This window comes from Rathayibacter oskolensis, from assembly GCF_900177245.1.
Taxonomy (GTDB): Bacteria; Actinomycetota; Actinomycetes; order Actinomycetales; family Microbacteriaceae; genus Rathayibacter; species Rathayibacter oskolensis.
This window is the reverse complement of sequence record NZ_FXBM01000002.1, coordinates 1,136,488-1,159,301: the sequence shown is the minus strand read 5'-3', so window position 1 is coordinate 1,159,301 and position 22,814 is coordinate 1,136,488. Positions and strand designations below refer to the sequence as shown.

Sequence of the window (22,814 nt, the reverse complement as noted above, 5' to 3'; positions counted from 1 at the left end):
AAGGCGCCAGCTCTTGCTCGGCGTCCGTGGCGCGCTGTGTCTAGCCGAGTCCGCTGAGGGTACCGGAGGTGTGCACACGCGTCCGCGACCCCTGCGGACGCCTCCGATCGAGAGGTGACCCGTGACCATCGACACCGCCCCCGCCGCCACGAGCTCCGCCACCACCGTCCAGCGCGCCCGCGCCGCCTTCCCCGCCTGGGCCGCCACCGCACCCGCGGAGCGCGGCGCCCTGCTCCGCGCCGCCGCCCACCGCGTCGCCGAGCGCGAGGACGAGCTCGCCGCCCTCAACACCGACGAGACCGGCAAGCCCGCGGGCGACGCCCTGGGCGGTGTCCGCGCCGGAGTCGACACCCTGCTCCAGTACGCCGAGCTGGGCCCGCTGCACCGCGGCAAGAGCCTCCGCGGAGGCGCCCTCAACGTCGATCTCGCCCTGCCGCACCCCCGCGGCGTGGTCCTCGCCCTGACTCCCTGGAACGACCCGGTCGCCGTCGCCGCCGGCATGCTCGGCGCCGCGATCGTCTCGGGTGACGTCGTGATCCACAAGCCCAGCGAGCGGAGCCCCGCGACGGGCGCCCTCTTCACGCGGATCCTCGCCGAGGCCCTGCCCGACGGCGTGCTCACCCTGGTCGAGGGCGACGGAGCCGTCGGCGATGCGCTCGCCCGCACCGAGGGCGTCGACGTCCTCGCGCACGTCGGCTCGACCGCCACCGGCCGCGCACTCGCCCGCGTCGCCGCCGTGACCGGCGCGCACGTGATCCTCGAGAACGGCGGCAACGACGCGCTCGTCGTCGACCGCGACGTCGACCCGGTCTGGGCCGCGGAGCAGGCGGCGCTGGGGGCCTTCGCGAACGCCGGCCAGATCTGCACCTCCGTCGAGCGGATCTACGTGCACCGCGACATCGCCGAGGCCTTCACCGCCGCGCTCGTCGGCGAGGCCGACCGCTGGAGCGCCGGCCCCCTCCCCCGCCTCGTCGACGCCCGCATGCGCGACGCCGTGCACGAGCACGTCACGCAGGCCACGCAGAGCGGAGCGACCGCCCTCACCGGTGGCACGCCCGGCGACGGCACCTTCTACCCGGCGACCGTCCTCGCCGGCTGCACCGACGAGATGCTCGTGATGACCGAGGAGACCTTCGGACCGGTCGCGCCGATCCTCGTCGTCGACGGCTTCGACGAGGCCCTCGCCCGGGCCGCCGCGAGCCCCTACGGCCTCGCCGCGACGGTCCTCACCGCCGACATGGAGCACGCGCACCGCGCCGCGGCGACCCTCCCCGTCGGCACCGTCAAGATCAACGGCGTCTTCGGAGGCGCGCCGGGCGGCAGCGCCCAGCCGCGCGGCACCAGCGGCTCCGGCTTCGGCTACGGACCGGAGCTGCTCGACGAGATGACCACGACCACGGTCGTCCACTTCGGCCTCCCCGTCCTCCCCGGCGCCGCGCGATGAGCCTCGAGGGATCGGCGCTGCAGCGCGCGAGCGCGCTCGTCGCCCACGTGCGCGAGCGGCCGCCGGTCGTCGTGGTCCTCGGCGATCTGATCCTCGACTCCTGGTGGCTGGGCGAGGCCGAGCGCGTCACCCGCGAGGCCCCGGCGCCGGTCCTGCGCCTCGAGGACGTCGTCGACGTCGCGGGCGGCGCGGCGAACACCGCGGCCAATCTGCGCGCCCTGGGCGCCGAGGTCCGCACGGTCGGAGTCGCCGGTCGCGATCCCGAGGGTGATCGCCTCCTCGCCGCCCTCGAGCGGGCGGGGCTGGGCACCGAGTCGATCATCCGGAGCGACGCCGCCACGACGATCAAGACCCGCGTGGTCGGCGGCGACAGCGTGATGCTGCGCGTCGACTCCGGCCCGCACCGCCCCGGCGACGCCGCGCTCGACGAGCTGGCGGACGCCGCCGTGCGTGCCGCCGCCGGCGCCGACGCGGTGCTCGTGTGCGACTACGGCTCCGGGATCCTGCGCGCGGCTCTCGAGCGCGTCCTCGCGGCCGGGCGCCCCGAGCTGCTCGTGGTCGACGCGCACGATCTCGCCGGCTGGGCTTTCGCCCGGCCCGATCTGGTGACGCCGAACGCGAAGGAGGCGGAGCTCCTCCTGGGTGCACCGCTCGGCCGCGGCAGCGCGCGAGCCGCCGCCGTACACGCCGCCGCCGAGCAGCTCCGCGAGCGCTCCGGCTCCCGACACGTCGTCGTGACCCTCGACCGCGACGGCTCCGCCGCACTCGACGCCGACGGCTCGATCACCCGCACCTTCGCCCAGCCCGCCGAGGAGAAGCAGGCCTCGGGGGCCGGCGACACCTTCGCCGCGACCGCGACGCTCGCCCTCGCCGCGGGCCGCTCCCTCGCGACCGCCGTCGATCTCGCGCAGGCCGCGGCCGACGTCGTCGTGCAGCGACCCGGCACCTCCGTCTGCAGCGCCGACGACCTGCTGCACTCGCTGGCGGCCCCCGCGGCGACCGTCCTCGGCGAGGACGCGCTCGTCGAGGTCCTCGCCGAGCAGGCGCGCCGCGGCCGCCGGGTCGTCTTCACGAACGGCTGCTTCGACGTGCTGCACCGCGGCCACACGGCCTACCTCCGCCAGGCGCGCGAGCTGGGCGACGTGCTCGTGGTGGCGGTCAACGACGACGACTCCGTCCGCCGTCTGAAGGGCGAGGGCCGCCCGATCAACCCCGAGGGCGACCGCGCGGGAGTCATCGCCGAGCTGGGCTGCGTCGACTACGTCACCCTGTTCAGCGGCGACACCCCGATCCCCCTCCTCGAGCGCGTGCAGCCGCACGTCTACGTGAAGGGCGGCGACTACGCGCCCGACATGCTCGCCGAGGCCGTCGTCGTGCGCTCCTACGGAGGCACCGTCACCACCGTCGGCTACGTCTCCGAGCACTCGACGACCGAGATGGTCCAGCGGATCCGCTCGAGCGCGCAGCCCGGCCCCTCATGAGCAGCCGGCGATGGTCGGGCGAGTGGGGGCGGGCGGGAGAGGGCCGGACGGCGCTCGTCGACGTGCTCATCCCGACGGCCGGACGCCGCGCCGAACTCGCCGCCACCCTCGCCGGACTCGCGGCGCAGGACGACCCGCCGTTCCGCGTGATCGTCAGCGACCAGTCCGACGACGGCGTCGCCTCCACGGACCCCACAGTGCTCTCGATGCTGCGCGTCCTCGAGGCGCAGGGACGCGCGACCCTCGTGCGCGCCAACCTCCCGCGCCTCGGACTCGCCCACCAGCGGCAGTTCCTGCTCTCGCTCTCGAGCGCGCCGGCCGTGCTGTTCCTCGACGACGACGTCTGGCTCGAGCCGGGCACGCTCGCACGGCTGCACGACGCGCTCGAGCGCCTCGACTGCGGCTTCGTCGGTTCGGCCGTGCAGGGGCTGTCCTACCTCGACGACGTCCGTCCGCACGAGCAGGAGGCGTTCGAACCGTGGCGCGGCGCAGTCGAGCCCGAGCGCATCCGCCGCGGCACCGCGCCGTTCGAGCGCTGGCCGCTGCACAACGGGGCGAACCTGACGCACCTCGCGGCGCGTCTGGACGTGCCGGAAGGCGGCTGGCTCCCCTACCGCATCGCCTGGCTGGGTGCCTGCGCTCTCTACCGCCGAGACGCGCTTGTCGCTTCAGGCGGTTTCGACTTCTGGGAGCAACTGCCCCCAGAGCACAGCGGCGAGGACGTCGCCGCCCAGTGGCGCGTCATGGAGCGTTTCGGTGGCGCTGGGCTCGTGCCCAGCGGCGCCGTGCACCTCGAGACGCCCACGACGGTGATCGACCGCAGCGTCGACGCCTTCGACCGGCTCTTCACCGAAGAGCGCCAGCACTGACCACACGACGGAAGGACAGCACCATGGACGCCCCCAACCCGATCCAGATCCAGAAGTACCTCGCCGGGATCGACTACCCGGCCTCGAAGGACACGATCGTCGAGACCGCCGAGAAGGAGGGCGCCGACGGCGACGTCCTCGAGGCCCTCCGCGCGATCCCGGAGGGCGACTACGAGAAGCCCACCGACGTGAGCTCGGCCGTCTCGAAGGTCTGACTCCACTCCGTCACAACCAAGGCTGAACCGCTCGATCCTCCGAATCCTCGGGAGAAAGGGCGGTTCAGCCTTCGTTGTGGGGCGACCGCCGCCGAGACTCAGGCGGAGGCGCCGTCGCGCTCGCGCAGCACGCCGGACTCGAGCGCCGCGAACGAGAGCACCTTGTAGCCCTCCGACTCGAAGAAGACCGTCGCCCGGTCGGCCTCCACGCTCATCACCGTGCCCGCGCCCCACTCGCGGTGCTCCACGGCATCGTCGACCGCCAGCGGAGCGTCGGCCGGCGCCTCCTCGACGGCGGCCTCGAACGCCGCCTCGCGCCGCTCGCAGCCGTCGCAGTTGCCGCACCACTCCTGGGCGTCGACACCGAAGTAGTCGAGCAGCACGCGCCGGCGGCAGTGGGAGGTCTCGGCGTAGGTCCGCATCATCGACAGCCGCGACTCGGCGATCCGCTGGCGGGAGGCGAGGGAGTCCTTCACGGCGCGGACGGCCTCGTCGGCGCTCGCCTCGCGGAGGGGCCGGAGGCCGGCTCCGACGTCGAGCAGATCGGCGTCGGCGAGGTCGTTCACGATCCGCGACAGGGTCCGCGCGGGCTTCCCGAGAGCCTCCGCCAGATCCGCGACGCCGACGCCGGGCTCGCTCGTGACGGCCGCCCAGACCACGCGCAGCGCCGCCGCGTCGACCGAGCGCTTCGCGAAGAAGCGCCGCAGCCCCAGATCCTCCGCGCGGTAGTGCAGCGCACCGGTCGCGGGCTCACCGTCGCGTCCCGCCCGGCCGATCTCCTGGTAGTAGGCGTCGAGCGACTCGGTCGTCGTCGCGTGCAGCACGAAGCGCACGTCGGCGCGGTCGATGCCCATCCCGAACGCCGAGGTCGCGACGACGACGTCGAGCTCGCCGGCGCGCCACTGCTCGTGCACGACCTTGCGCTCGGCGACCTTGAGTCGCGCGTGGTAGGCGGCGACCGAGCGGCCCTCGGCGGCGATGTCGGCCGCGTACAGCTCGGTCTCCTTGCGCGTGGCGACGTAGACGAGGCCCGGAGCCGTCCAGCTGCGCGCCTCCTCGACGACGGCCGCGCGCTTCTCGTTCTCGCTCTCGTGACGGTGCACGACGAGCCGGATCTCGGGGCGGTCGACCCCGTGCACCTGCACGTCGGGGTCGTGCATCCGGAGGCGCTCGATGATCTCGTCGCGGACGGGACCGGAGGCGGTCGCCGTCATCGCGAGCACCGGCGGGTCGCCCAGCTCGCTCCGGACGTCGGCCAGGCGCAGGTAGTCGGGGCGGAAGTCGTGGCCCCAGGACGACACGCAGTGCGCCTCGTCGACGACCAGCAGCGAGACCCCCGCGGCGGCGAGCCTGGCCACGTTCTCGGGCTTCGCGAGCTGCTCGGGGGCCAGCAGCACGTAGAGCGGGCCGCCCTCGTCGATGCGCTCCCAGGCGCGGGCGACGGCGGCCGGGCCGAGGGAGGAGTTCACGGCGACGGCGGGCGGTGCGGCCGGCGCGGCCTCGATCGAGGCGAGCTGATCGGCCTGCAGCGCGACCAGTGGCGAGACGACGAGGACGACGCCTCCACGCTGGGCGCCGGCGATCTGGTACACGGCCGACTTCCCGCCTCCGGTGGCCAGCACCAGGAGGGTGTCGCGCCCCGCGGCCGCCGACTCGATGGCCTCGCGCTGACCGGGCAAAAGCGATGTCCAGCCGAAGTCGTCTCGGGCGATCCGGTCGGTCGTGTCGGGTTCCATCGTGTCGGGGTCCATCGTGTCGGGCGTGGTCAGGGTCGAGCTCATGCTTTCGACGCTACGACTCCGCCGCCTGGGAGCGTCTCCGCTTGACAGCTCCGGGGAGCACGGTGAAGCGCCTCTGCGCCTCGCGCAGCGCATCGTGAGCGAGCGGACTGTCAAGACCCTGCCCGCCGTGGTCGCCTCGTGCTCGACTGGGACGACCGACGAGAGGAGGCCGCCGTGGCCCAGAGCGTGAACGAGGACCTGCCCGAGCAGTCCGGCACCGAGGCACCGAATCTCGGTGGTGCGCAGACAGTGCTGCCCGGCGAGGGGGCGACCGACGACTCCGCTGCCGGTGCGGCTCCCGGAGGCACCGCGATCGACCGCGGAGTCAGCGACGCCGTGACCGAGGGCGACAGCGGAGGCGACACCGTCGCCGATGACGCCGACCTGCCCGACGAGACCGGCGGCGCGGTCGGCCACGACAGCGCGAGCGCCGACTGACCCGCGCTGCAGCATCCGGCTCGTGGACACGCGTCCGGCTCGCGGGAATCGGTGATTCCGACGAGCCGGACGCGTCCGTTCGAGTGGGGGCCGGGCTCAGCCCCGGACGATCACCGGGTTGAACAGCGTGCCGATGCCCTCGATGTCGATCGCGACCGTGTCGCCGTTCGCGATCGGCCCGACGCCGGCGGGCGTCCCGGTCAGGATGATGTCCCCCGGCAGGAGCGTGAACACCCGCGAGACGTAGGCGACGATCTCGGGCACGCCGTGGATCATGTCGCCCGTGTTGCCCGACTGCACGCGGCGGCCGTTCACGCGGGTCTCGAGCGCGCTCTCGTTCCAGATCAGCTCGGTCTCGATCACCGGGCCGATGGGGCAGAAGGTGTCGTAGCCCTTCGCCCTCGCCCACTGTCCGTCCGAGCGCTGCAGGTCGCGCGCGGTGACGTCGTTGGCGATCGTGTAGCCGAAGACGACGTCCTCGAAGTCCTCCGCGCGCACGTTCCGCGCGACGGCGCCGATCACGATCGCCAGCTCGCCCTCGTACTCGACCTGCTGGCTGTCCTCGGGCAGCACGATCGCCTCGTCCGGTCCGATCACCGAGGTGTTGGGCTTGAGGAAGATCAGCGGCTCGGCCGGAGCGTCGCCGCCCATCTCGGCGGCGTGATCGGAGTAGTTCTTGCCGATCCCCACCACCTTCGAGCGCGGGATGACCGGGGCGAGCAGCTTCGCCTCCGCGATCGGGATGCGCTCGCCCGTCGTCTCGAAGCCGGCGAACATCGGGTCGCCGGCGAGCACGACGAGCTCGTCCTCGTCGACGATGCCGAAGAAGATGGCGCCCCCGTTGTCCCCCGAGCGCTGCGTGGCGAATCGTGCGATCTTCATGCGTCGAGCCTCGTCATCCAGCCGTGGGTGTCCTCGCGGCGTCCGTACTGGATGTCGGTCAGCTCCTCGCGCAGCGACATCGTCAGCTCGCCCGCGGGCGCGCCCTCGTGCCCGACCGAGAAGCCGTCGCCCTTGAGCTCGGCGATCGGAGTGATGACCGCCGCGGTCCCGCAGGCGAACACCTCGACCACGTCTCCGGAGGCGACCCCGTCGCGCCACTCGTCGATGCTCACCCGGCGCCGCTCCACGCGGTGTCCGCGGTCCTCGGCGAGCTGCAGCACGCTGTCGCGCGTGATCCCCTCGAGGATCGAGTCCGACTCCGGAGTCACGAGCGTGCCGTCCTTCTTCACCAGGACGACGTTCATGCCGCCGAGCTCCTCGATGTAGCGCGACTCCTGCGAGTCGAGGAAGAGCACCTGCGCGCAGCCGTGCTCGTAGGCCTCCTGCTGGGGCAGCAGCGAGGAGGCGTAGTTGCCGCCGGTCTTCGCCGCTCCCGTTCCGCCCTTGCCCGCTCGGGCGTAGGAGGTGGAGAGCCAGATCGAGACGGGTGCGACGCCTCCCGAGAAGTAGGCGCCCGCGGGGCTCGCGATCACGTAGTAGGCGACCTTCTCGGCCGCGCGCACCCCGAGGAACGCCTCCTTCGCGAACATGAACGGCCGCAGGTACAGGCTCGTCTCGGGCTCGGACGGCACCCAGTCGCCGTCGACGGCGATGAGCTGGCGCAGCGACTCGACGAAGAGGTCCGACGGCAGCTCCGGCAGCGCGAGGCGGCGGGCCGAGCGCTGCATGCGGGCGGCGTTCGCCCCCGGGCGGAACGTCCAGATCGAGCCGTCGGCGTGCCGGTAGGCCTTCATCCCCTCGAAGATCTCCTGCGCGTAGTGCAGCACCGACGCGGCCGGGTCGAGCGAGATCGGGCCGTACGCCTGCACGCGCGGGCGGTGCCAGCCGCCGGCGCGCGACCAGCAGAGGTCGACCATGTGGTCGGTGAAGTGGACTCCGAAGCCGGGCGCGCGGAGGATGTGCGCGCGCTCCTCGGCCGAGCGGGGGGCGGGGTTCGGCGTCACCTCGAAGGCGAGGTCCTGCGCGAGCGGGAGGTGGAGGGTCATCGTTCGTTCCTTACGTCGAGTCGGTCAGCGCAGCCGGGCGACGACGGAGTCGCCGATCGCGGTGGTCGAGCGCGCGGTGCCGTCGCGCGACTCGATGTCGGCGGTCACGGCCGCCGTCACGCGAGCGGCCTCGTCGCCGAGGCCCAGGTGGTCCAGCAGCAGGGCGACCGAGAGGATCGCGGCCGTCGGATCGGCCAGCTGCTTCCCGGCGATGTCGGGCGCGGATCCGTGGACCGGCTCGAACATGCTGGGGAACGCGCCGTCGGGGTTGATGTTGCCCGAGGCTGCGAGGCCGATGCCGCCGCTGATCGCGCCGGCCAGATCGGTCAGGATGTCGCCGAAGAGGTTGTCGGTGACGATGACGTCGAACCTAGCAGGGTCGGTCACCAGGAAGATCGTCGCGGCGTCGACGTGGAGGTAGTCGACGGCCACGTCGTCGTAGGTGGCCCCTATCTCGTCGACGAGCCGCTTCCAGAGCGACCCGGCGAACACCAGCACGTTGGTCTTGTGCACGAGGGTCAGCGTCGAGCGGCGCTTGCGGGCGAGCTCGAAGGCGTGGCGCACGACGCGCTCGACCCCGTAGGCCGTGTTGACCGACACCTCGTTGGCGATCTCGTGCCCGGTGCCCTGGCGGATCGCGCCGCCGTTGCCGACGTAGGGACCCTCGGTGCCCTCGCGCACCACGACGAAGTCGACCTCTCCTGGCGCGGAGAGCGGCGACGGGACACCGTCGTAGAGGCGCGTCGGGCGGAGGTTCACGTAGTGGTCGAGCGCGAAGCGCAGTCGCAGCAGCAGACCGCGCTCGATGTTCGCGTCCTTCAGCCGAGGGTCGCCGGGCACGCCGCCGACGGCTCCGAGGAGGATCGCGTCGTGCGAGGCGATGGAGGCGAGATCCTCGTCGGTCAGCACGTCGCCGGTCTCGAGGTACCGGCCGGCACCGAGCGAGAACGGCGTCTTCTCGATCACCAGGTCGGAGTCGGCGGTGACGGCGTCGAGGACCTTCACGGCCTCGGCGATCACCTCCGGTCCGATCCCGTCTCCGGGGATGACGGCGAGCTTCACGGTGCGGGGCATGGGGATCCTCAGGCGTGCGGGGAGGGCAGGGGCCTCCAGCGTACTCTCGGGCGCCGCGTCAGCTGCGGCGGAGCCGCGCCGCGGCGAGCGCTGCAGCGACGAGCACGAGCCCGACGCCGATCCAGGCCGACCAGCCCACGCCCGCGTCGAACGCGGCGCCGGCCGAGGCGAGCAGGCTCGCGGCGGAGTCGGCGGGCAGCTCGCCCGCGACGGCCACCGCGCCGCCGAGGGTCTCGCCCGCGCGCTGGACCTGGCCCGCGTCGAGGCCCTCCGGAAGGACGACCCCGCTGCGGTAGGCGGCGGTCAGCACCGTCCCGAGGGTGGCGGTGCCGAGCACGGCGCCGAGCTCGTAGGCGGTCTCAGAGACCGCGGAGGCGGCTCCGGCCTTGTCGACCGGGGCGTTCGCGAGGACCAGCTCGTTCGACACGGTCTCGGCCGCGCCGATGCCGAGGCCGAGGAACGCGAACGAGACGGCGACGGTCAGAGCGGAGGCGCCTCCCGGGGCGTCGCTCCCCAGCGCGAGCAGGGCGTAGCCCACGGCCGAGACGACGAGTCCGGCGGGGACGACGATGCGCGGCGAGATCCTCCGCGCAACGGGCACGACCCCGAGGCCGGCCACGATCATGACCGCGAGACCGGGCACCAGCACGAGTCCCGCCTCCAGCGGCGAGAGCCCGACGACGAGCTGCAGGTGCTGCGAGACGAAGAACAGACCGCCCACCAGCGCGACCACGCTCAGCAGGTTCACCAGGATCGCGGCGCTGAACGAGCCGCGCCGGAAGAGCGACAGATCGAGCATCGGCACGGCGCGCCGCTGCTGACGACGGACGAACAGGATCCCGCTGGCCACTCCGACGACCAGGGACAGGACGGCGACGGCGTCGACGCCGTGCTCGGCCGCGGTCTTGATCGCGTAGACGATCGGAGCCATGGTCGCGAGCGACAGGACGATGCTGACGACGTCGACCGGTCCGGGTCGGGGGTCGCGCGACTCCGGTACCAGGATCGGTGCGAGGACGACGAGCGGCAGCAGCACGGGGACCGCGAGCAGGAACACGGAGCCCCACGCGAAGTTCTCGAGCAGCACCCCGCCGACGAGCGGCCCGACCGCGGAGCCGACCGCGAAGCCGGTCGCCCAGATCGCGATCGCGAGGCGGCGCTGGTCGCGGTTCGGGAAGAGACTCCGGAGCAGCGACAGCGTCGAGGGCATCAGCGTCGCACCGAAGAGACCGAGGGCGGCGCGCGCGGCGATCAGCGCGCCCGCGGTCGGCGCGAAGGCGGCCGCGACCGAGACGACGGCGAAGCCGACGGCGCCGATGACGAGCAGCCTGCGCCGCCCGACGCGGTCGCCGAGGCCGCCCATCGCCACGAGGAGTCCCGCGAGCACCAGCGGGTAGGCGTCGACGATCCAGAGCAGCTCGGTGCCCGTCGGGCCGAGGTCCTCCGAGATCGAGGGCAGCGCGAAGTTGAGGACGGTGTTGTCGACCGAGACCAGCAGCACCGGCAGCATCAGCACGGCGAGCGCGAGCCAGGCGCGCCGGCCGACCCGATCGGTGGCGGGCTCGGAGGCGGGGAGGCGGACGGCGACGGGGGCGGTGCGGGCGGACACGGTGGTGCTTCCTTTCGAGGGACGACTCCGAGGAGTATACCGTCCAGCCGGTACAGTAATCGAGAGCCGGCGCGATGCCGCTCCCTAGAATGGAGCGCATGCCTCCCGCCCCCGCCCGCGACCGCGTCCTCGACGCCTTCGAGGAGCTGCTCACCGAGCAGGGCGAGCGCTCGGCCACCCTCGACGCCGTCGCCCGCTCGGCCGGCGTCTCGAAGGGCGGGCTGCTCTACCACTTCCCCTCGAAGGACGCCCTCGTCGACGGCCTGCTCGAGCGCCTCGACGAGCGCCTCGAAGAGGACATCGATCGCATCCGCACCTCGGACGAGGGAGTCGTGCCCTACCTGATCCGCACGTCGTTCGCCGCCGACACCCCCTTCGACCGCACCATCCTCGCCGTCTCGCGCATCGCGCAGGGCCACGACGAGCGCGCGAGCGCCGGCCTCGCCCGCATCCACGACAGCTGGAACGCCGTCGTCGCCGAGGCGGTCGGCGACCCCCTGATCGCCCGCGCGATCGTCCTGATGAGCGACGGCCTCTACTACAACTCCGCCCTCCTCCCCACGCGCGAGGGCACCCGCGGCCAGGCCGAGGACGTCCTCGCGGTGATCGACCGCCTCCTGGAGAAGTAGCGGGCCCCCCTCCCTGCTGGTCGAGCAGCCCCGCAGGGGCCACCATCGCCAGCAGGCGCGGCTCCGGACCACACAGCGCGAGAACCCTTCCTCCACAGGCCTTCGCAGGCGTCGAGTCGTCTCGATCGGCGGGGTGCGCGGCCCCGGTGTCAGTAGTCCCTGATTCAATACTCGTATGGCAGCGGCAGCAGAGACACGACCCGCGGAGGCGTCACTCGACGAGATCCGCGAGGGCGCCGACGAGGTCGGCCGGCTCGCCCGCGAGGCGTCGCTGTCGCTGCTCGCGTCGGCCGAGCGACTGTACGAGGTGTACCGCGCGGCGCTCGCGATCCCGCTCGCGTTCGCTCGGGGCGGGCTGTCGAGCAGCGAGTCGAACGACCTCGTCGAGCGTTCCCTCCGCGCCGAGCTCGCGATCGGGTCGGGAGTGTCCGAGTGGGAGCTGTCGCGCGAGCTCGAGCGCGCACACCTGCTGGTCGAGGATCTCCCCCTGACCCGCGCAGCGCTCGCGGCGGCGCGCATCCGCTGGAAGGCGGGCGAGGTGATCTGCTCGGTCGCCGCGTCCCTGCCGAAGGAGTCCCGTGCCGAGTTCGACGAGCGCGCCGCCGAACTCGCTCTCTCGACGACGCCGACCCAGCTGCGGCGCGCGGTCGGCAGGCTCCGCGACCGACTGCACGACTCCCCCCTCGAGAAGCGGCACGCGCGCGCCGAGCAGGACCGCGGCGTCTGGCTCACTCCGGAGATCGACGGAATGGCCACGCTGTCCGCCTACCTCCCGGCCGCCGCTGCGGTCGGCGCCCACCACCGCCTCGACCGGATCGCCCGGAACCTCCGCGACGGCACCGGCACCAGCGACAGCAGCCGCGACGACGAGTCCGGGGACGAGCGGACCCTCGCGCAGCTGCGCGCCGACGCCCTCACCGACCTGCTCTGCGACGGCGACGTCGCCGGAACCACCCCTCTCGGCGACGGGACGGAGGCCCCGCCCACGTTCGTGCCCGGAGTCCGCGCAGAAGTGCGCCTCATCCTCCCCGCGACGACCGCAGCCGGTGAGGACGATGGGCCCGCCCATCTCGACGGCTACGGAGAGATCCCCGCCACCGTCGCCCGCCACCTCGTCGGAGTCGCCGCCTCGTTCACCCGCGTCCTCACCGACCCGGTCACGGGCACAGTCGTCTCCGTCGGACGCACCCACCGCGTCCCACCTCCTCAGATGCGTCTCGCCCTCCAGCTGCGCGACCAGACCTGCCGCTTCCCCGCCTGCACCCGCCCCGCCTCCACCAGCGAAGCCGACCACACCCTCGAATGGCGGAACGGCGGGCAGACCTCCCTCGACAACCTGGCATCGCTCTGCACCAGCCACCATCACGTCCGCCACGGCGACCGCTGGACCTACGTCCTCCATCCCGACGGCACCGCCGAGTGGACCACCCCCACCGGACGCCACGTCACCACTCGACCGCCCGCACTTCCCGGGCGACGACCCGCACCACCCCCACGCTTCGACGACGCACCGCCGCCGTTCTGACGCGGACACGCCGACGCGCGCCAGCCCCTTCTGAGAACAGCACTCCTACAGCCGCACGACCCCGTCGATCAGCGTCGTCGTCGCCCCGCCGATCCACACGTCCTCGCCCACGCGCTCGACGTGCACGCGACCCGCGCGCCCGAGGGCCGCGCCCTGCGCCGCGACGTACTGCTCCGGAGCGAGCCCCGCCCCGATCAGCCACTGCGCGATCCCCGCGTTGAGGCTCCCCGTCACCGGATCCTCGGCGACGCCCGCGTCCGGGATGAACGCCCGCACCTCGAACGCGCACTCGGAGCCCGCGGCGTGCGGCCCGACCACACCGAGCGGCAGCCCCGCCAGCAGCGCCTGGTCCGGCGCCAGCTCGAGCACCCGCGCGGCCGAGGCCAGCCGCACCGCGAGCCAGCCCGGCCCGTTGTCGACCCACTCGTGTCCGAGGATCTCGGAACGGCGGATCCCGAGGGCCGCGGCGGCGCGCTCCACCGTCGCCTCGTCGGCCGGCCCCGAGCGTCGTCGCGGAGGCGCGGCGAACGCGATCCCCGCCTCCGTCACCCGCAACCGCACCAGCCCGGCCGTGCACTCCTGCACGATCGCACCGTCACCGCGCGGCACTCCCCCGGCCGCGAGCCACGCGTGCGCGCTCCCGAGCGTCGGGTGGCCGGCGAACGGCAGCTCGCCGCCCGGCGTGAAGATCCGGAGGCGGTAGTCGGCCTCGGGAGTCGTCGGCGCCAGCACGAAGGTCGTCTCCGACAGGTTCGTCCATCGCGCGAACGCCGCCATCGCGTCGTCCGAGACATCGTCGCCCTCGACGACCACCGCCACCGGATTGCCCAGGAACGGCTCTGCACCGAACACGTCGACCTGTGCGAACCTCCGCGACCGCATGACGCCTCCTACTGCTGGGTGATGTCGATCTCCTGCATCAGGTCCGCGTCGATCGCGACGCGGACCTTCTCGAGCAGGCCGTCGGGCGCGGGAGAGTCGATCGTGATCACCGAGAGGGCCTTGCCGCCGGCCTCGGTGCGGGCGATCTGCATGCCGGCGATGTTGACGGAGGCGTCGCCGAACTCGCGGCCGTACACCGCGACGATCCCGGGCCGGTCGACGTAGCTCATCACCACGTGGTGCTTCGCGAGCGGCACCTCGACGTCGTAGCCGTTGATCGCCACGAGCTTCTCGACCTGCTTGGTGCCGGTGAGCGTGCCCGATACCGAGATCTGCGAGCCGTCCGAGAGGGCGCCGCGCAGCGTGATCACGTTGCGGTACTCGTCCGACACCGCGTCGGTGATGAGGCGCACCTCGATGCCGCGCTGCTCCGCGAGCACCGGGGCGTTCACGTACGACACCGACTCCGACACCACGTTCGTGAAGACGCCCTTGAGTGCCGCGAGCTTGAGGACCTTGACGTCGTAGCCGGCGAGCTCGCCGCGGACCTCGACGTCGATCGAGGTGACGGGAGAGCCGGCGAGACCCGAGAACACCTGACCGAGCTTCTCGACCAGGGGGATGCCCGGGCGGACGTACTCGTCGATGACTCCGCCCGCGACGTTGACCGCGTCGGGCACGAGCTCGCCCGAGAGCGCGAGCCGCACCGACTTGGCGACCGAGACGCCCGCCTTCTCCTGCGCCTCGTCCGTCGACGCTCCCAGGTGCGGAGTCACCACCACGTTCTCGAGGGAGAGCAGCGGCGAGCCGGTCGGGGGCTCCTTGACGAAGACGTCGAGGCCGGCGCCGGCGATGCTCTTCGCCACGAGTGCGCGGTGCAGCGCGTCCTCGTCGATGAGCCCGCCGCGCGCGACGTTCACGATGAACGCCGTCGGCTTCATCAGCGCGAGCTGCTCGTCCGAGATCATCCCGGTGGTCTCGGCCGTCTTGGGCATGTGGATCGTGATGAAGTCGCTCTGCGCGAGCAGCTCCTCGAGCGGGAGCAGCGTCACGCCGAGCTGCTGGGCGCGGGCGCTCGTCACGTAGGGGTCGTAGGCGACGACGTCCACGCCGAACGCCTGCAGGCGGGCGGTGATCAGCGCGCCGATCCGGCCGAGGCCGATGATGCCGACCGTCTTCTCGTAGAGCTCGACGCCCGTGTACTTCGAGCGCTTCCAGAGACCCTCGGCGAGCGCGCTGTGCGCGGCGGGGATGTGGCGGGCGAGGCTGAGGATGTGGCCGACGGTCAGCTCGGCGGCCGAGATGATGTTGGAGGTCGGTGCGTTGACGACCATCACTCCCGCGGCCGTGGCGGCCGTGATGTCGACGTTGTCGAGGCCGACGCCGGCCCGCGCGATCACCTTCAGCGACGGGGCTGCGGCGAGCGCCTCCGCGTCGACCTGCGTGGCCGAGCGCACCAGGATCGCGTCGGCCGTGCCGAGCGCCTCGAGCAGCGCCGGGCGGTCGGTGCCGTCCACTGAGCGGATCTCGAAGTCGGGACCGAGGGCGTCCACGGTGGCGGGCGAGAGTTCTTCGGCGATCAGGACGACCGGCTGTGTCACGGGAGGCGCTTCCTTCGGGGAGGGGACGGAGCGGGCACCGGGCGCGGGGCCTCGGTGGAGCCCCCGCCACTGTATCGGAGCCCCGAGCAGGGCCCGGGCCGTGTGACGTCCGCGTCAGCCGAGGTCGACGAGGCTCTCGAAGCCCAGGATCAGCTGCACGTCGAGCGAGAGCGCGGCCGAGAGGCACAGCGCGGCGACGAGCAGCCCGGCGCGTGCCGGAACGCCGCGCCGGCGGCCGAGCGCGAGTGCGACGGCGAAGCAGACGACGGGCAGCACCAGCCCGAGCACGAGCACGGTCCAGCCCGTGGCGTTCAGATCGGTGCCGAGGCTCGCCGCATAGGTGCGCAGGCCGACGAGGTTGCCGATCGCCTCCCAGACGTCCCAGGCGAAGAGCAGACCGGCGACCACGGCGATCAGCACGGACAGGGCGAGGCGCCGCCCGCGTCCCTCACCGGGCCGGCGACCGCCGAGGGTCGCCTTCGAGGAGGCAGCAGGTGCGGTCACGATCAGGCCCCCTTCAGGAACGGCAGCGGGGCGAGCAGCACGAGACCGGCCACCAGCCAGAGGACGCGAGTGCGGACCCGGGAGTCGCGCGTGCCGAGCAGCACCGCGGCGAACCAGGTCGCAGGGGCGGCGACGGCCAGCCAGAGGCCGAGCCCGTAGAGCGCACCGCCGAGCGCGTCGCCCGAGAAGGAGGCGGCGATCGTGGCGTTCGGCCGGGTCGCGGTGATCATCCATCCGATCGTGTACAGCAGGTAGAGGCCCGCGGCCGCACCGGTCGCGACGAGCAGCACCGAGGAGGCGGCGGCCTCCTCCGCCTCCGTCGGGCCGTCCTCGTCCTCGCGCAGCTCCTCCGGCAGCTCGTCGTCCGTCTCGCCCGGCAGGGCCTCCCGGTCGCTCGGCGCCGACCGGACGGCGCGCGGAGCCCGGCGGGGCCGCGTCCCGTCGCCCGCCGACAGGGTCGGGTCGTCGCCCTCGCCGGCCCAGCTGAGCGCATCGTCGTCTGCGGCCTCTCGCGGCCTGTCCTCGATCACCGCAACACCCTAGCCGCGCCCGCCCGGCAGCGGGCTCGGAGCGAGCCGACACCGCGCCGACACCCGGAGGACACCGGCCGGTCCTCTGCGCAGGAGATGCTGGGCGGATGGCTGATCGCACGGGAGCGGGGTCCGGGCGCCGTTTCGTGGCGGTGGGCGACTCGTTCACCGAGGGGGTCGGCGACCCGCACCTCCGGATGCCCAACGGGGTCCGCGGCTGGGCCGACCGCGTCGCGGACCGGCTCGCCCGCGCCGAGCCCGGGTGGGAGTACGCGAACCTGGCGATCCGCTCGAAGCGCCTCGCGCAGATCCGGGCCGAGCAGCTCCCCGGCGCTCTCGCGCTGCGCCCCACCCTCGTCACCCTCTACGCGGGCGGCAACGACATCCTCGACCTGAAGACCGACATGCGCGTGCTCGTCGAGGAGTACGAGAGCATGGTCGACGCCCTCGCGACGACCGGCGCCTCCCTGGTGCTCTTCACCGGGTTCGACATCCCGAAGCTGCCCGCCCCGCGGATGTTCCTGCGGCGGAACCGCGTCTACAACGCCGCCGTCCGCCGGATCGCCAGGGAGCGCGGCGCGATCCTGGTCGACTACTGGCGGATGCAGGCGTTCCGCGAGCCGATGATGTGGTCGCCCGACAGGATGCACCTCTCCAAGCGCGGCCACCGCTACCTCGCGGCGCAGGTGCTCGACATCCTCGGCGTGCCGCACACGATCTCGACCGGCCCCTGGGAGGCTCCGGAGCCGCTGACCGCCGCCGAGTGGCTGCGCGACCAGCACCGCTGGACGGCGGACTGGCTCCTCCCCCTGGTCGGCCGCAAGATCCGCCGGGTCACCCTGGGCGACCACCTGACTCCGCGCTGGCCCGAGCCCGTGCTCGTCCCCCCGAAGGGCGGCCTGCGCCGCCTGGCCCGCGACCTCGGCTACTGACCCCGGACGCGAGGGAACCCCGACCCGGCGAGCGGGCCTGACAGGACAGGCTCTCTCGACGCACCGGGGTTCCCTCGGCCGTGCGGACGACTAGCGCGCGACGCTGCCGTCGGTGTAGTCCTCGTCGGTCTGCTTCCAGGCGAAGAGCTTGCGCAGCTCGCGGCCGGTCGCCTCGATCGGGTGCTTCTCGCCCTTCTCGCGCAGCGCGATGAACTCGGGCGCTCCCGCGTCCTGGTCGGCGATGAAGCGCTTCGCGAAGGCACCGCTCTGGATGTCCCCGAGGACGGCCTGCATGTTCTCCTTGACGCTCGGGTCGATGACGCGGGGGCCGGAGACGTAGTCGCCGTACTCGGCGGTGTCCGAGACGCTCCAGCGCTGCTTGGCGATGCCGCCCTCCCACATCAGGTCGACGATGAGCTTGAGCTCGTGCAGCACCTCGAAGTAGGCGATCTCGGGCTGGTAGCCCGCCTCGACGAGCGTCTCGAAGCCGTACTGGACGAGCTGCGAGGTGCCGCCGCAGAGCACGGCCTGCTCGCCGAACAGGTCGGTCTCGGTCTCCTCGGTGAAGGTGGTCTTGATGACGCCGGCGCGCGTGCCTCCGATGGCCTTCGCGTACGACTTCGCGGTCTCCCAGGCGGTGCCCGACGCGTCGTTCTCGACGGCGATGATGTCGGGGATGCCGCGGCCGGCGACGAACTCGCGGCGCACGGTGTGGCCGGGCGCCTTCGGGGCGATCAGGATCACGTCGACGCCCTCGGGGGCCTCGATGTAGCCGAAGCGGATGTTGAAGCCGTGCGCGAACGCGAGGGTCTTGCCCTCGGTCAGCTTGCCGGCGATCTGCTCGCTGTAGATGGCGCGCTGGTGCTGGTCGGGCGCGAGGATCATGATCAGGTCGGCCCAGTCGGCGGCGTCGGCGACGCTCTTGACCTCGAAGCCGTCGTCCTCGGCCTTGGCGATCGACTTCGATCCCTCCTTGAGGGCGATAACGACCTCGACGCCGGAGTCGCGGAGGTTCTGCGCGTGCGCGTGGCCCTGCGAGCCGTAGCCGACGATCGCGACCTTCTTGGACTGGATGATGGAGAGATCGGCGTCGGCGTCGTAGATGAGCTCGGTCACGTGGTGAGTCCTTTTCTGTAGAGGAGTGTTCGCGGTCAGTTCTTGAAGACGCGCTCGGTGATCGACTTCGAGCCGCGCCCGATGGCGAGCAGGCCCGACTGCGCGATCTCCTTGATGCCGTAGGGCTCGATCACCCGGAGGAACGCGGTGGTCTTCCCCGAGTCGCCCGTGACCTCGATGACGAGCGCGTCGGTCGCGACGTCCACCACGCGGGCGCGGAAGAGGTTCACGGCCTCGAGCACCTGCGACCGGGTCACGTTGTCGACGCGCACCTTCACGAGCAGGTGCTCGCGGTGCACCGACTGGTCGGGGTCGAGCTCGACGATCTTGATGACGTTGACCAGCTTGTTCAGCTGCTTCGTCACCTGCTCGAGCGGCAGGTCCTCGACGTCGACGGCGACCGTGATGCGCGAGAGGCCCTCGAGCTCGGTCGGCCCGACCGCGAGGGACTCGATGTTGAAGCCGCGGCGCGCGAACAGCCCCGCGACACGGGTGAGCAGTCCCGGCTTGTCTTCGACGAGCAGGGAGAGGACGTGGTGGGTCATGCGGTCTACTCCTCGTCGTCCCAGGTCGGGCTGTGGTCCCTGGCGTACTGGACGTAGCTGTTCGAGACGCCCTGCGGGACCATCGGCCAGACCATGGAGTCGCGGCTGACGACGAAGTCGATGACGACGGGCCGGTCGTTGGTGGCGATCGCGAGGCGGATGGCGTCGTCGATCTCCTCCGGCTTGGTGACCCGGATGCCGAGCGCGCCGTAGGCCTCGGCGAGCTTGACGAAGTCGGGCACACGGATGGTGTCGTGCCCGGTGTTCAGGTCGGTGTTCGAGTAGCGGCCCTCGTAGAACAGGGTCTGCCACTGGCGCACCATGCCGAGCGAGGAGTTGTTGATCACCGCGACCTTGATCGGGATGTCGTTGATGGTGCAGGTGGCGAGCTCCTGATTGGTCATCTGGAAGCAGCCGTCGCCGTCGATCGCCCAGACCGTGCGATCGGGCTCGCCGACCTTCGCGCCCATCGCGGCGGGCACGGAGTAGCCCATGGTGCCCGCGCCGCCGGAGTTGAGCCACGAGTTGGGTCGCTCGTACTGGATGAACTGCGCTGCCCACATCTGGTGCTGGCCGACTCCGGAGGCGAAGACGCCCTCGGGTCCGGTGATCTCACCGATGCGCTTGATCACGTACTGCGGCGAGAGCAGGCCGTCGGCGGGCTCCGTGTAGCCGAGCGGGAACTCCTCCTGGAGGCCCTTGAGGTAGGTCCACCACTCGGAGGTGTCGGGCCGGCCGCCGTCGATCGCGCGCGTGAACGCGTCGGTCAGATCGGGCAGGACGTCCTTCAGGTCGCCCACGATCGGCACGTCGGCCGTGCGGATCTTGGAGATCTCGGCGGGGTCGATGTCGACGTGCACGACCTTGGCCTTGGGGGCGAACAGCGCCGCCTTGCCCGTCACGCGGTCGTCGAACCGCGAGCCGAGCGCGAGGATCAGGTCGGCCTCCTGCAGCGCGAGCACCGCGGGCACGGTGCCGTGCATCCCGGGCATGCCCAGGTGCTGCTCGTGCGAGTCGGGGAACGCGCCGCGGGCCATCAGCGTTGTGACGACGGGAGCCCCGCAGGCCTCGGCGAACGCCTTCAGCTCGGCGGCCGCGCGGGCGCGGATGATGCCGCCGCCCACGTAGAGCACCGGCTTCTTCGACTCGGCCAGGAGCTGCGCCGCGGCCTGGATCTGCTTGCCGTGCGCCTTGGTGACCGGGCGGTAGCCGGGCAGGTCGATCTTCGGCGGCCAGAGGAACGGCGCCTCGTTCTGCTGCGCGTCCTTGGTGATGTCGACGAGCACGGGGCCGGGGCGGCCGGTCGTCGCGATCAGGGCGGCGGAGGCGAGGGCCTGCGGGATGTCCTCGGGCTTGGTCACCAGGATGGAGTGCTTGGTGATCGGCATGGTGATGCCGACGATGTCCGCCTCCTGGAAGGCGTCGGTGCCCATCAGCGTCGAGAACACCTGGCCGGTGATGGCGAGCATCGGGACCGAGTCCATGTAGGCGTCCGCGATGGCCGTGACGAGGTTGGTGGCACCCGGCCCGGAGGTGGCGATGCACACGCCGAGCTTGCCGGTCGCGGAGGCGTAGCCCTCCGCCGCGTGGCCGGCGCCCTGCTCGTGGCGGACCAGGATGTGGCGGATCTTCGACGAGTCCATCAGCGGGTCGTAGACGGGGAGGATCGCGCCGCCGGGCAGGCCGAAGACGTCCTCGATCCCGAGCATCTCGAGCGAGCGGACGACCGCCTGCGCGCCGGTGAGGGTCTCGGTCGCGGGCGCCGATCCGGCTGCTGCCGGGGCGGGGCGAGGGGGCTGGGGCGTCGGTGCGGGATGCACGGCGGACGGGTCCGGTGTCATGCGGGTGTCGATTCCTTCGGAACGTGATGCGTCAGGGAGCGCGAGTGCGCGGCCGGCCTGGACTACCCGGTGGTGGCGCCCTCGGCTGCCGAGCGGACGAGCTTGGCGTACTTGGCGAGGACACCGCGGGTGTAGCGCGGAGGGAGGGGGGCCCAGCCTTCTCGGCGGGCGGCGAGCTCGGAGTCGTCGACGAGTAGGTCGATCGAGCGAGCGGCGATGTCGACCCGAATCGGGTCGCCGTCGCGAACGAATGCGATAGGACCTGCGTCCACCGATTCGGGAGCTATGTGTCCGATGCACAGGCCGGTTGTGCCGCCTGAGAATCGTCCGTCGGTCAAGAGTAGTACATCTTTTCCGAGGCCCGCGCCCTTGATGGCGGCGGTGATCGCGAGCATCTCGCGCATCCCCGGCCCGCCCTTGGGGCCCTCGTAGCGGATGACGACGACGTCGCCGTGCTTGATCCGCCCCTCGGTGAGCGCGTCCATCGCGGCGCGCTCGCGCTCGAACACGCGGGCCGGGCCCTCGAAGACGGAGGCGTCGAAGCCCGCGGTCTTGACGACAGCGCCCTCGGGAGCCAGCGAGCCCTTGAGGACCGTGATTCCCCCGGTCGCGTGGATCGGGTTGTCCAGCGTGCGGATGACCTCGCCGTCGAGCGGGGCGATGTCCATCTCGGCCAGGTTCTCGGCCACCGTCCTGCCGGTCACCGTGAGGCAGTCGCCGTGCAGGAGCCCCGCGTCGAGCAGAGCCTTCATCACGGCCGGGACCCCGCCGTGGCGGTCGACGTCGTTCATGACGTACTTGCCGAAGGGCTTCAGGTCTCCGATGTGCGGGATCGTGTCGCCGACGCGGTTGAAGTCGTCGATCGTGAGGTCGACCTCGGCCTCGTTCGCGATCGCCAGCAGGTGCAGGATGACGTTGGTCGAGCCTCCGAAGGCCATCGCGACGGCGATCGCGTTCTCGAACGCCTCCTTGGTGAGGATGTCGCGCGCGGTGATGCCGTTGCGGAGCATCTCGACCACGGCCTCCCCCGACTTGCGGGCGAAGTAGTCGCGGCGGCGGTCGGCCGCGGCGGGCGACGCGGAGCCGGGGAGGCTCATGCCGAGCGCCTCGGCGACGCTGGCCATCGTGTTCGCGGTGTACATGCCTCCGCACGAGCCCTCGCCGGGTGCGAACGCGCACTCGATGCGCTTGGCGTCCTCCTCGGACATGATCCCGGCCTTGACGGCGCCGACCGCCTCGAAGGAGTCGATGATCGTGATGTCCTTCTCGGTGCCGTCCGAGAGCTTGACCCACCCCGGCGCGATCGAGCCGGCGTAGACGAAGACGGCGGCGAGGTCGAGCCGCGCGGCCGCCATCAGCATGCCGGGCAGCGACTTGTCGCAGCCCGCGAGCATGACGGTGCCATCGAGGCGCTCGGCCATCATCACGGTCTCGACGGAGTCGGCGATGACCTCGCGCGAGACGAGCGAGAAGTGCATGCCCTCGTGGCCCATCGAGATGCCGTCCGACACCGAGACGGTCCCGAACTGGAGCGGGTAGCCGCCTCCCGAGTGCACACCCTCTTTGGCGCTGCGCGCGAGGCGCTCCAGCGAGAGGTTGCACGGGGTGATCTCGTTCCAGGACGAGGCGATGCCGATCTGGGGCTTCTCCCAGTCGTCGTCGCCCATTCCGACGGCCCGCAGCATCCCGCGCGACGTCGTGGCCTCGATGCCGTCCGTGACGGTGCGCGAACGAGGCTTCCAATCGATTTCCGGCATGTGACGAGGCTACCGCCTCGTCGGCCGTACTCCGGCTCGGGAGGAGCCGTTCC

The 22,814-nt window shown here is 72.2% G+C and carries 21 protein-coding genes; 8 read left to right on the top strand and 13 right to left on the bottom strand.

Annotated elements, in window-relative coordinates; translation table 11 throughout:
- The first annotated feature begins 127 nt into the window (after nucleotides 1-127).
- From B9Y99_RS14435 to B9Y99_RS14420, 4 genes are read left to right on the top strand one after another with little or no spacing between them, the layout of a single operon-like run.
- On the top strand, nucleotides 128-1,444 hold the full coding sequence (locus B9Y99_RS14435; RefSeq protein WP_425298488.1) for an aldehyde dehydrogenase family protein: 1,317 nt from the start codon (nucleotides 128-130) through the stop codon (nucleotides 1,442-1,444).
- Nucleotides 1,441-2,925: a D-glycero-beta-D-manno-heptose 1-phosphate adenylyltransferase gene (gene rfaE2 / locus B9Y99_RS14430; protein WP_085477227.1), complete on the top strand. Its 1,485-nt coding sequence runs from the start codon at nucleotides 1,441-1,443 to the stop codon at nucleotides 2,923-2,925. Before B9Y99_RS14435 ends, rfaE2 begins: the two co-directional genes overlap by 4 nt.
- The gene (locus tag B9Y99_RS14425) at nucleotides 2,922-3,794 is read left to right on the top strand and encodes a glycosyltransferase family 2 protein (RefSeq protein ID WP_085477226.1); all 873 of its coding nucleotides are present in this window, start codon (nucleotides 2,922-2,924) and stop codon (nucleotides 3,792-3,794) included. Before rfaE2 ends, B9Y99_RS14425 begins: the two co-directional genes overlap by 4 nt.
- 23 nt (nucleotides 3,795-3,817) lie before the next feature.
- Nucleotides 3,818-4,009, top strand: a complete 192-nt coding sequence (locus tag B9Y99_RS14420) for a DUF2795 domain-containing protein (RefSeq protein WP_085477225.1) — start codon at nucleotides 3,818-3,820, stop codon at nucleotides 4,007-4,009.
- Between the two features lie 98 nt (nucleotides 4,010-4,107).
- On the opposite strand, the gene B9Y99_RS14415 is transcribed toward B9Y99_RS14420, so the two are convergent.
- Nucleotides 4,108-5,790 carry a RecQ family ATP-dependent DNA helicase gene (locus tag B9Y99_RS14415; RefSeq protein WP_244274929.1) on the bottom strand — a complete coding sequence of 561 codons (1,683 nt, stop codon included), beginning with the start codon at nucleotides 5,788-5,790 and terminating at the stop codon, nucleotides 4,108-4,110.
- 174 nt (nucleotides 5,791-5,964) lie between these two features.
- On the opposite strand from B9Y99_RS14415, the gene B9Y99_RS14410 reads away from it, so the two are divergent.
- Complete coding sequence (locus tag B9Y99_RS14410; protein ID WP_129588039.1) at nucleotides 5,965-6,228, top strand: hypothetical protein; 264 nt, start codon at nucleotides 5,965-5,967, stop codon at nucleotides 6,226-6,228.
- A gap of 96 nt (nucleotides 6,229-6,324) precedes the next feature.
- Here the strand turns inward: B9Y99_RS14410 and B9Y99_RS14405 are convergent, their stop codons facing one another.
- Genes B9Y99_RS14405 through B9Y99_RS14390 form a run of 4 tightly spaced genes read right to left on the bottom strand, consistent with a single transcriptional unit; the run spans nucleotide 6,325 to nucleotide 10,899 of the window.
- Entirely contained in the window at nucleotides 6,325-7,110 is a 786-nt protein-coding gene (locus B9Y99_RS14405; protein ID WP_085477223.1) for a fumarylacetoacetate hydrolase family protein, read from the bottom strand.
- Nucleotides 7,107-8,216 carry a branched-chain amino acid aminotransferase gene (locus B9Y99_RS14400; protein WP_085477222.1) on the bottom strand — a complete coding sequence of 370 codons (1,110 nt, stop codon included), beginning with the start codon at nucleotides 8,214-8,216 and terminating at the stop codon, nucleotides 7,107-7,109. Before B9Y99_RS14400 ends, B9Y99_RS14405 begins: the two co-directional genes overlap by 4 nt.
- A gap of 24 nt (nucleotides 8,217-8,240) precedes the next feature.
- A complete protein-coding gene (locus B9Y99_RS14395; RefSeq protein WP_085477221.1) occupies nucleotides 8,241-9,290 on the bottom strand; it encodes a 3-isopropylmalate dehydrogenase in 1,050 nt (349 codons plus the stop codon).
- Between the two features lie 58 nt (nucleotides 9,291-9,348).
- On the bottom strand, nucleotides 9,349-10,899 hold the full coding sequence (locus tag B9Y99_RS14390; protein WP_244274927.1) for an MFS transporter: 1,551 nt from the start codon (nucleotides 10,897-10,899) through the stop codon (nucleotides 9,349-9,351).
- 98 nt (nucleotides 10,900-10,997) lie between these two features.
- Here B9Y99_RS14390 and B9Y99_RS14385 point away from each other — a divergent pair, with 98 nt between their 5' ends.
- Together B9Y99_RS14385 and B9Y99_RS14380 are read left to right on the top strand one after the other, a co-directional pair.
- The gene (locus B9Y99_RS14385; protein ID WP_085477436.1) at nucleotides 10,998-11,528 is read left to right on the top strand and encodes a TetR/AcrR family transcriptional regulator; all 531 of its coding nucleotides are present in this window, start codon (nucleotides 10,998-11,000) and stop codon (nucleotides 11,526-11,528) included.
- Nucleotides 11,529-11,703: 175 nt separating this feature from the next.
- A complete protein-coding gene (locus tag B9Y99_RS14380) occupies nucleotides 11,704-13,053 on the top strand; it encodes an HNH endonuclease signature motif containing protein (protein WP_085477220.1) in 1,350 nt (449 codons plus the stop codon).
- A 45-nt stretch (nucleotides 13,054-13,098) separates the two neighbouring features.
- Here B9Y99_RS14380 and B9Y99_RS14375 read toward each other — a convergent pair whose 3' ends face one another.
- The 4 genes from B9Y99_RS14375 to B9Y99_RS14360 all read right to left on the bottom strand — a co-directional run bounded on the left by B9Y99_RS14375 (nucleotide 13,099) and on the right by B9Y99_RS14360 (nucleotide 16,570).
- On the bottom strand, nucleotides 13,099-13,935 hold the full coding sequence (locus B9Y99_RS14375; RefSeq protein ID WP_085477219.1) for a PhzF family phenazine biosynthesis protein: 837 nt from the start codon (nucleotides 13,933-13,935) through the stop codon (nucleotides 13,099-13,101).
- Nucleotides 13,936-13,943: 8 nt separating this feature from the next.
- The gene (gene serA / locus B9Y99_RS14370) at nucleotides 13,944-15,536 is read right to left on the bottom strand and encodes a phosphoglycerate dehydrogenase (RefSeq protein ID WP_085477218.1); all 1,593 of its coding nucleotides are present in this window, start codon (nucleotides 15,534-15,536) and stop codon (nucleotides 13,944-13,946) included.
- A 114-nt stretch (nucleotides 15,537-15,650) separates the two neighbouring features.
- A complete protein-coding gene (locus B9Y99_RS14365; protein ID WP_085477217.1) occupies nucleotides 15,651-16,040 on the bottom strand; it encodes a hypothetical protein in 390 nt (129 codons plus the stop codon).
- A 2-nt stretch (nucleotides 16,041-16,042) separates the two neighbouring features.
- Nucleotides 16,043-16,570 (bottom strand): hypothetical protein, encoded by a 528-nt coding sequence (locus tag B9Y99_RS14360; protein ID WP_085477216.1) that lies wholly within the window; start codon nucleotides 16,568-16,570, stop codon nucleotides 16,043-16,045.
- 107 nt (nucleotides 16,571-16,677) lie between these two features.
- Here B9Y99_RS14360 and B9Y99_RS14355 point away from each other — a divergent pair, with 107 nt between their 5' ends.
- Nucleotides 16,678-17,502 carry an SGNH/GDSL hydrolase family protein gene (locus B9Y99_RS14355; protein ID WP_085477215.1) on the top strand — a complete coding sequence of 275 codons (825 nt, stop codon included), beginning with the start codon at nucleotides 16,678-16,680 and terminating at the stop codon, nucleotides 17,500-17,502.
- Between the two features lie 90 nt (nucleotides 17,503-17,592).
- Here the strand turns inward: B9Y99_RS14355 and ilvC are convergent, their stop codons facing one another.
- From ilvC to ilvD, 4 genes are all read right to left on the bottom strand, one after another.
- Nucleotides 17,593-18,618, bottom strand: coding sequence for a ketol-acid reductoisomerase (ilvC, locus tag B9Y99_RS14350; protein ID WP_085477214.1), 1,026 nt, complete (start codon nucleotides 18,616-18,618; stop codon nucleotides 17,593-17,595).
- Nucleotides 18,619-18,653: 35 nt separating this feature from the next.
- Nucleotides 18,654-19,163: an acetolactate synthase small subunit gene (gene ilvN / locus B9Y99_RS14345; protein ID WP_056042173.1), complete on the bottom strand. Its 510-nt coding sequence runs from the start codon at nucleotides 19,161-19,163 to the stop codon at nucleotides 18,654-18,656.
- A 5-nt stretch (nucleotides 19,164-19,168) separates the two neighbouring features.
- A complete protein-coding gene (locus B9Y99_RS14340; RefSeq protein WP_085477213.1) occupies nucleotides 19,169-21,004 on the bottom strand; it encodes an acetolactate synthase large subunit in 1,836 nt (611 codons plus the stop codon).
- A gap of 62 nt (nucleotides 21,005-21,066) precedes the next feature.
- Nucleotides 21,067-22,761, bottom strand: coding sequence for a dihydroxy-acid dehydratase (gene ilvD / locus B9Y99_RS14335; RefSeq protein ID WP_085477212.1), 1,695 nt, complete (start codon nucleotides 22,759-22,761; stop codon nucleotides 21,067-21,069).
- Between the last annotated feature and the right edge of the window lie 53 nt (nucleotides 22,762-22,814).

Excerpts from the sequence above, each read along its gene's own strand:
- rfaE2 (WP_085477227.1), top strand. The coding sequence starts at position 1,441 with ATGAGCCTCGAGGGATCGGCGCTGCAGCGCGCGAGCGCGCTCGTCGCC.
- B9Y99_RS14425 (WP_085477226.1), top strand. The coding sequence starts at position 2,922 with ATGAGCAGCCGGCGATGGTCGGGCGAGTGGGGGCGGGCGGGAGAGGGC.
- B9Y99_RS14420 (WP_085477225.1), top strand. The coding sequence starts at position 3,818 with ATGGACGCCCCCAACCCGATCCAGATCCAGAAGTACCTCGCCGGGATC.
- B9Y99_RS14415 (WP_244274929.1), bottom strand. The coding sequence starts at position 5,790 with ATGAGCTCGACCCTGACCACGCCCGACACGATGGACCCCGACACGATG.
- B9Y99_RS14405 (WP_085477223.1), bottom strand. The coding sequence starts at position 7,110 with ATGAAGATCGCACGATTCGCCACGCAGCGCTCGGGGGACAACGGGGGC.
- B9Y99_RS14400 (WP_085477222.1), bottom strand. The coding sequence starts at position 8,216 with ATGACCCTCCACCTCCCGCTCGCGCAGGACCTCGCCTTCGAGGTGACG.
- B9Y99_RS14395 (WP_085477221.1), bottom strand. The coding sequence starts at position 9,290 with ATGCCCCGCACCGTGAAGCTCGCCGTCATCCCCGGAGACGGGATCGGA.
- B9Y99_RS14385 (WP_085477436.1), top strand. The coding sequence starts at position 10,998 with ATGCCTCCCGCCCCCGCCCGCGACCGCGTCCTCGACGCCTTCGAGGAG.
- B9Y99_RS14380 (WP_085477220.1), top strand. The coding sequence starts at position 11,704 with ATGGCAGCGGCAGCAGAGACACGACCCGCGGAGGCGTCACTCGACGAG.
- B9Y99_RS14375 (WP_085477219.1), bottom strand. The coding sequence starts at position 13,935 with ATGCGGTCGCGGAGGTTCGCACAGGTCGACGTGTTCGGTGCAGAGCCG.
- B9Y99_RS14355 (WP_085477215.1), top strand. The coding sequence starts at position 16,678 with ATGGCTGATCGCACGGGAGCGGGGTCCGGGCGCCGTTTCGTGGCGGTG.
- ilvN (WP_056042173.1), bottom strand. The coding sequence starts at position 19,163 with ATGACCCACCACGTCCTCTCCCTGCTCGTCGAAGACAAGCCGGGACTG.
- B9Y99_RS14340 (WP_085477213.1), bottom strand. The coding sequence starts at position 21,004 with ATGACACCGGACCCGTCCGCCGTGCATCCCGCACCGACGCCCCAGCCC.
- ilvD (WP_085477212.1), bottom strand. The coding sequence starts at position 22,761 with ATGCCGGAAATCGATTGGAAGCCTCGTTCGCGCACCGTCACGGACGGC.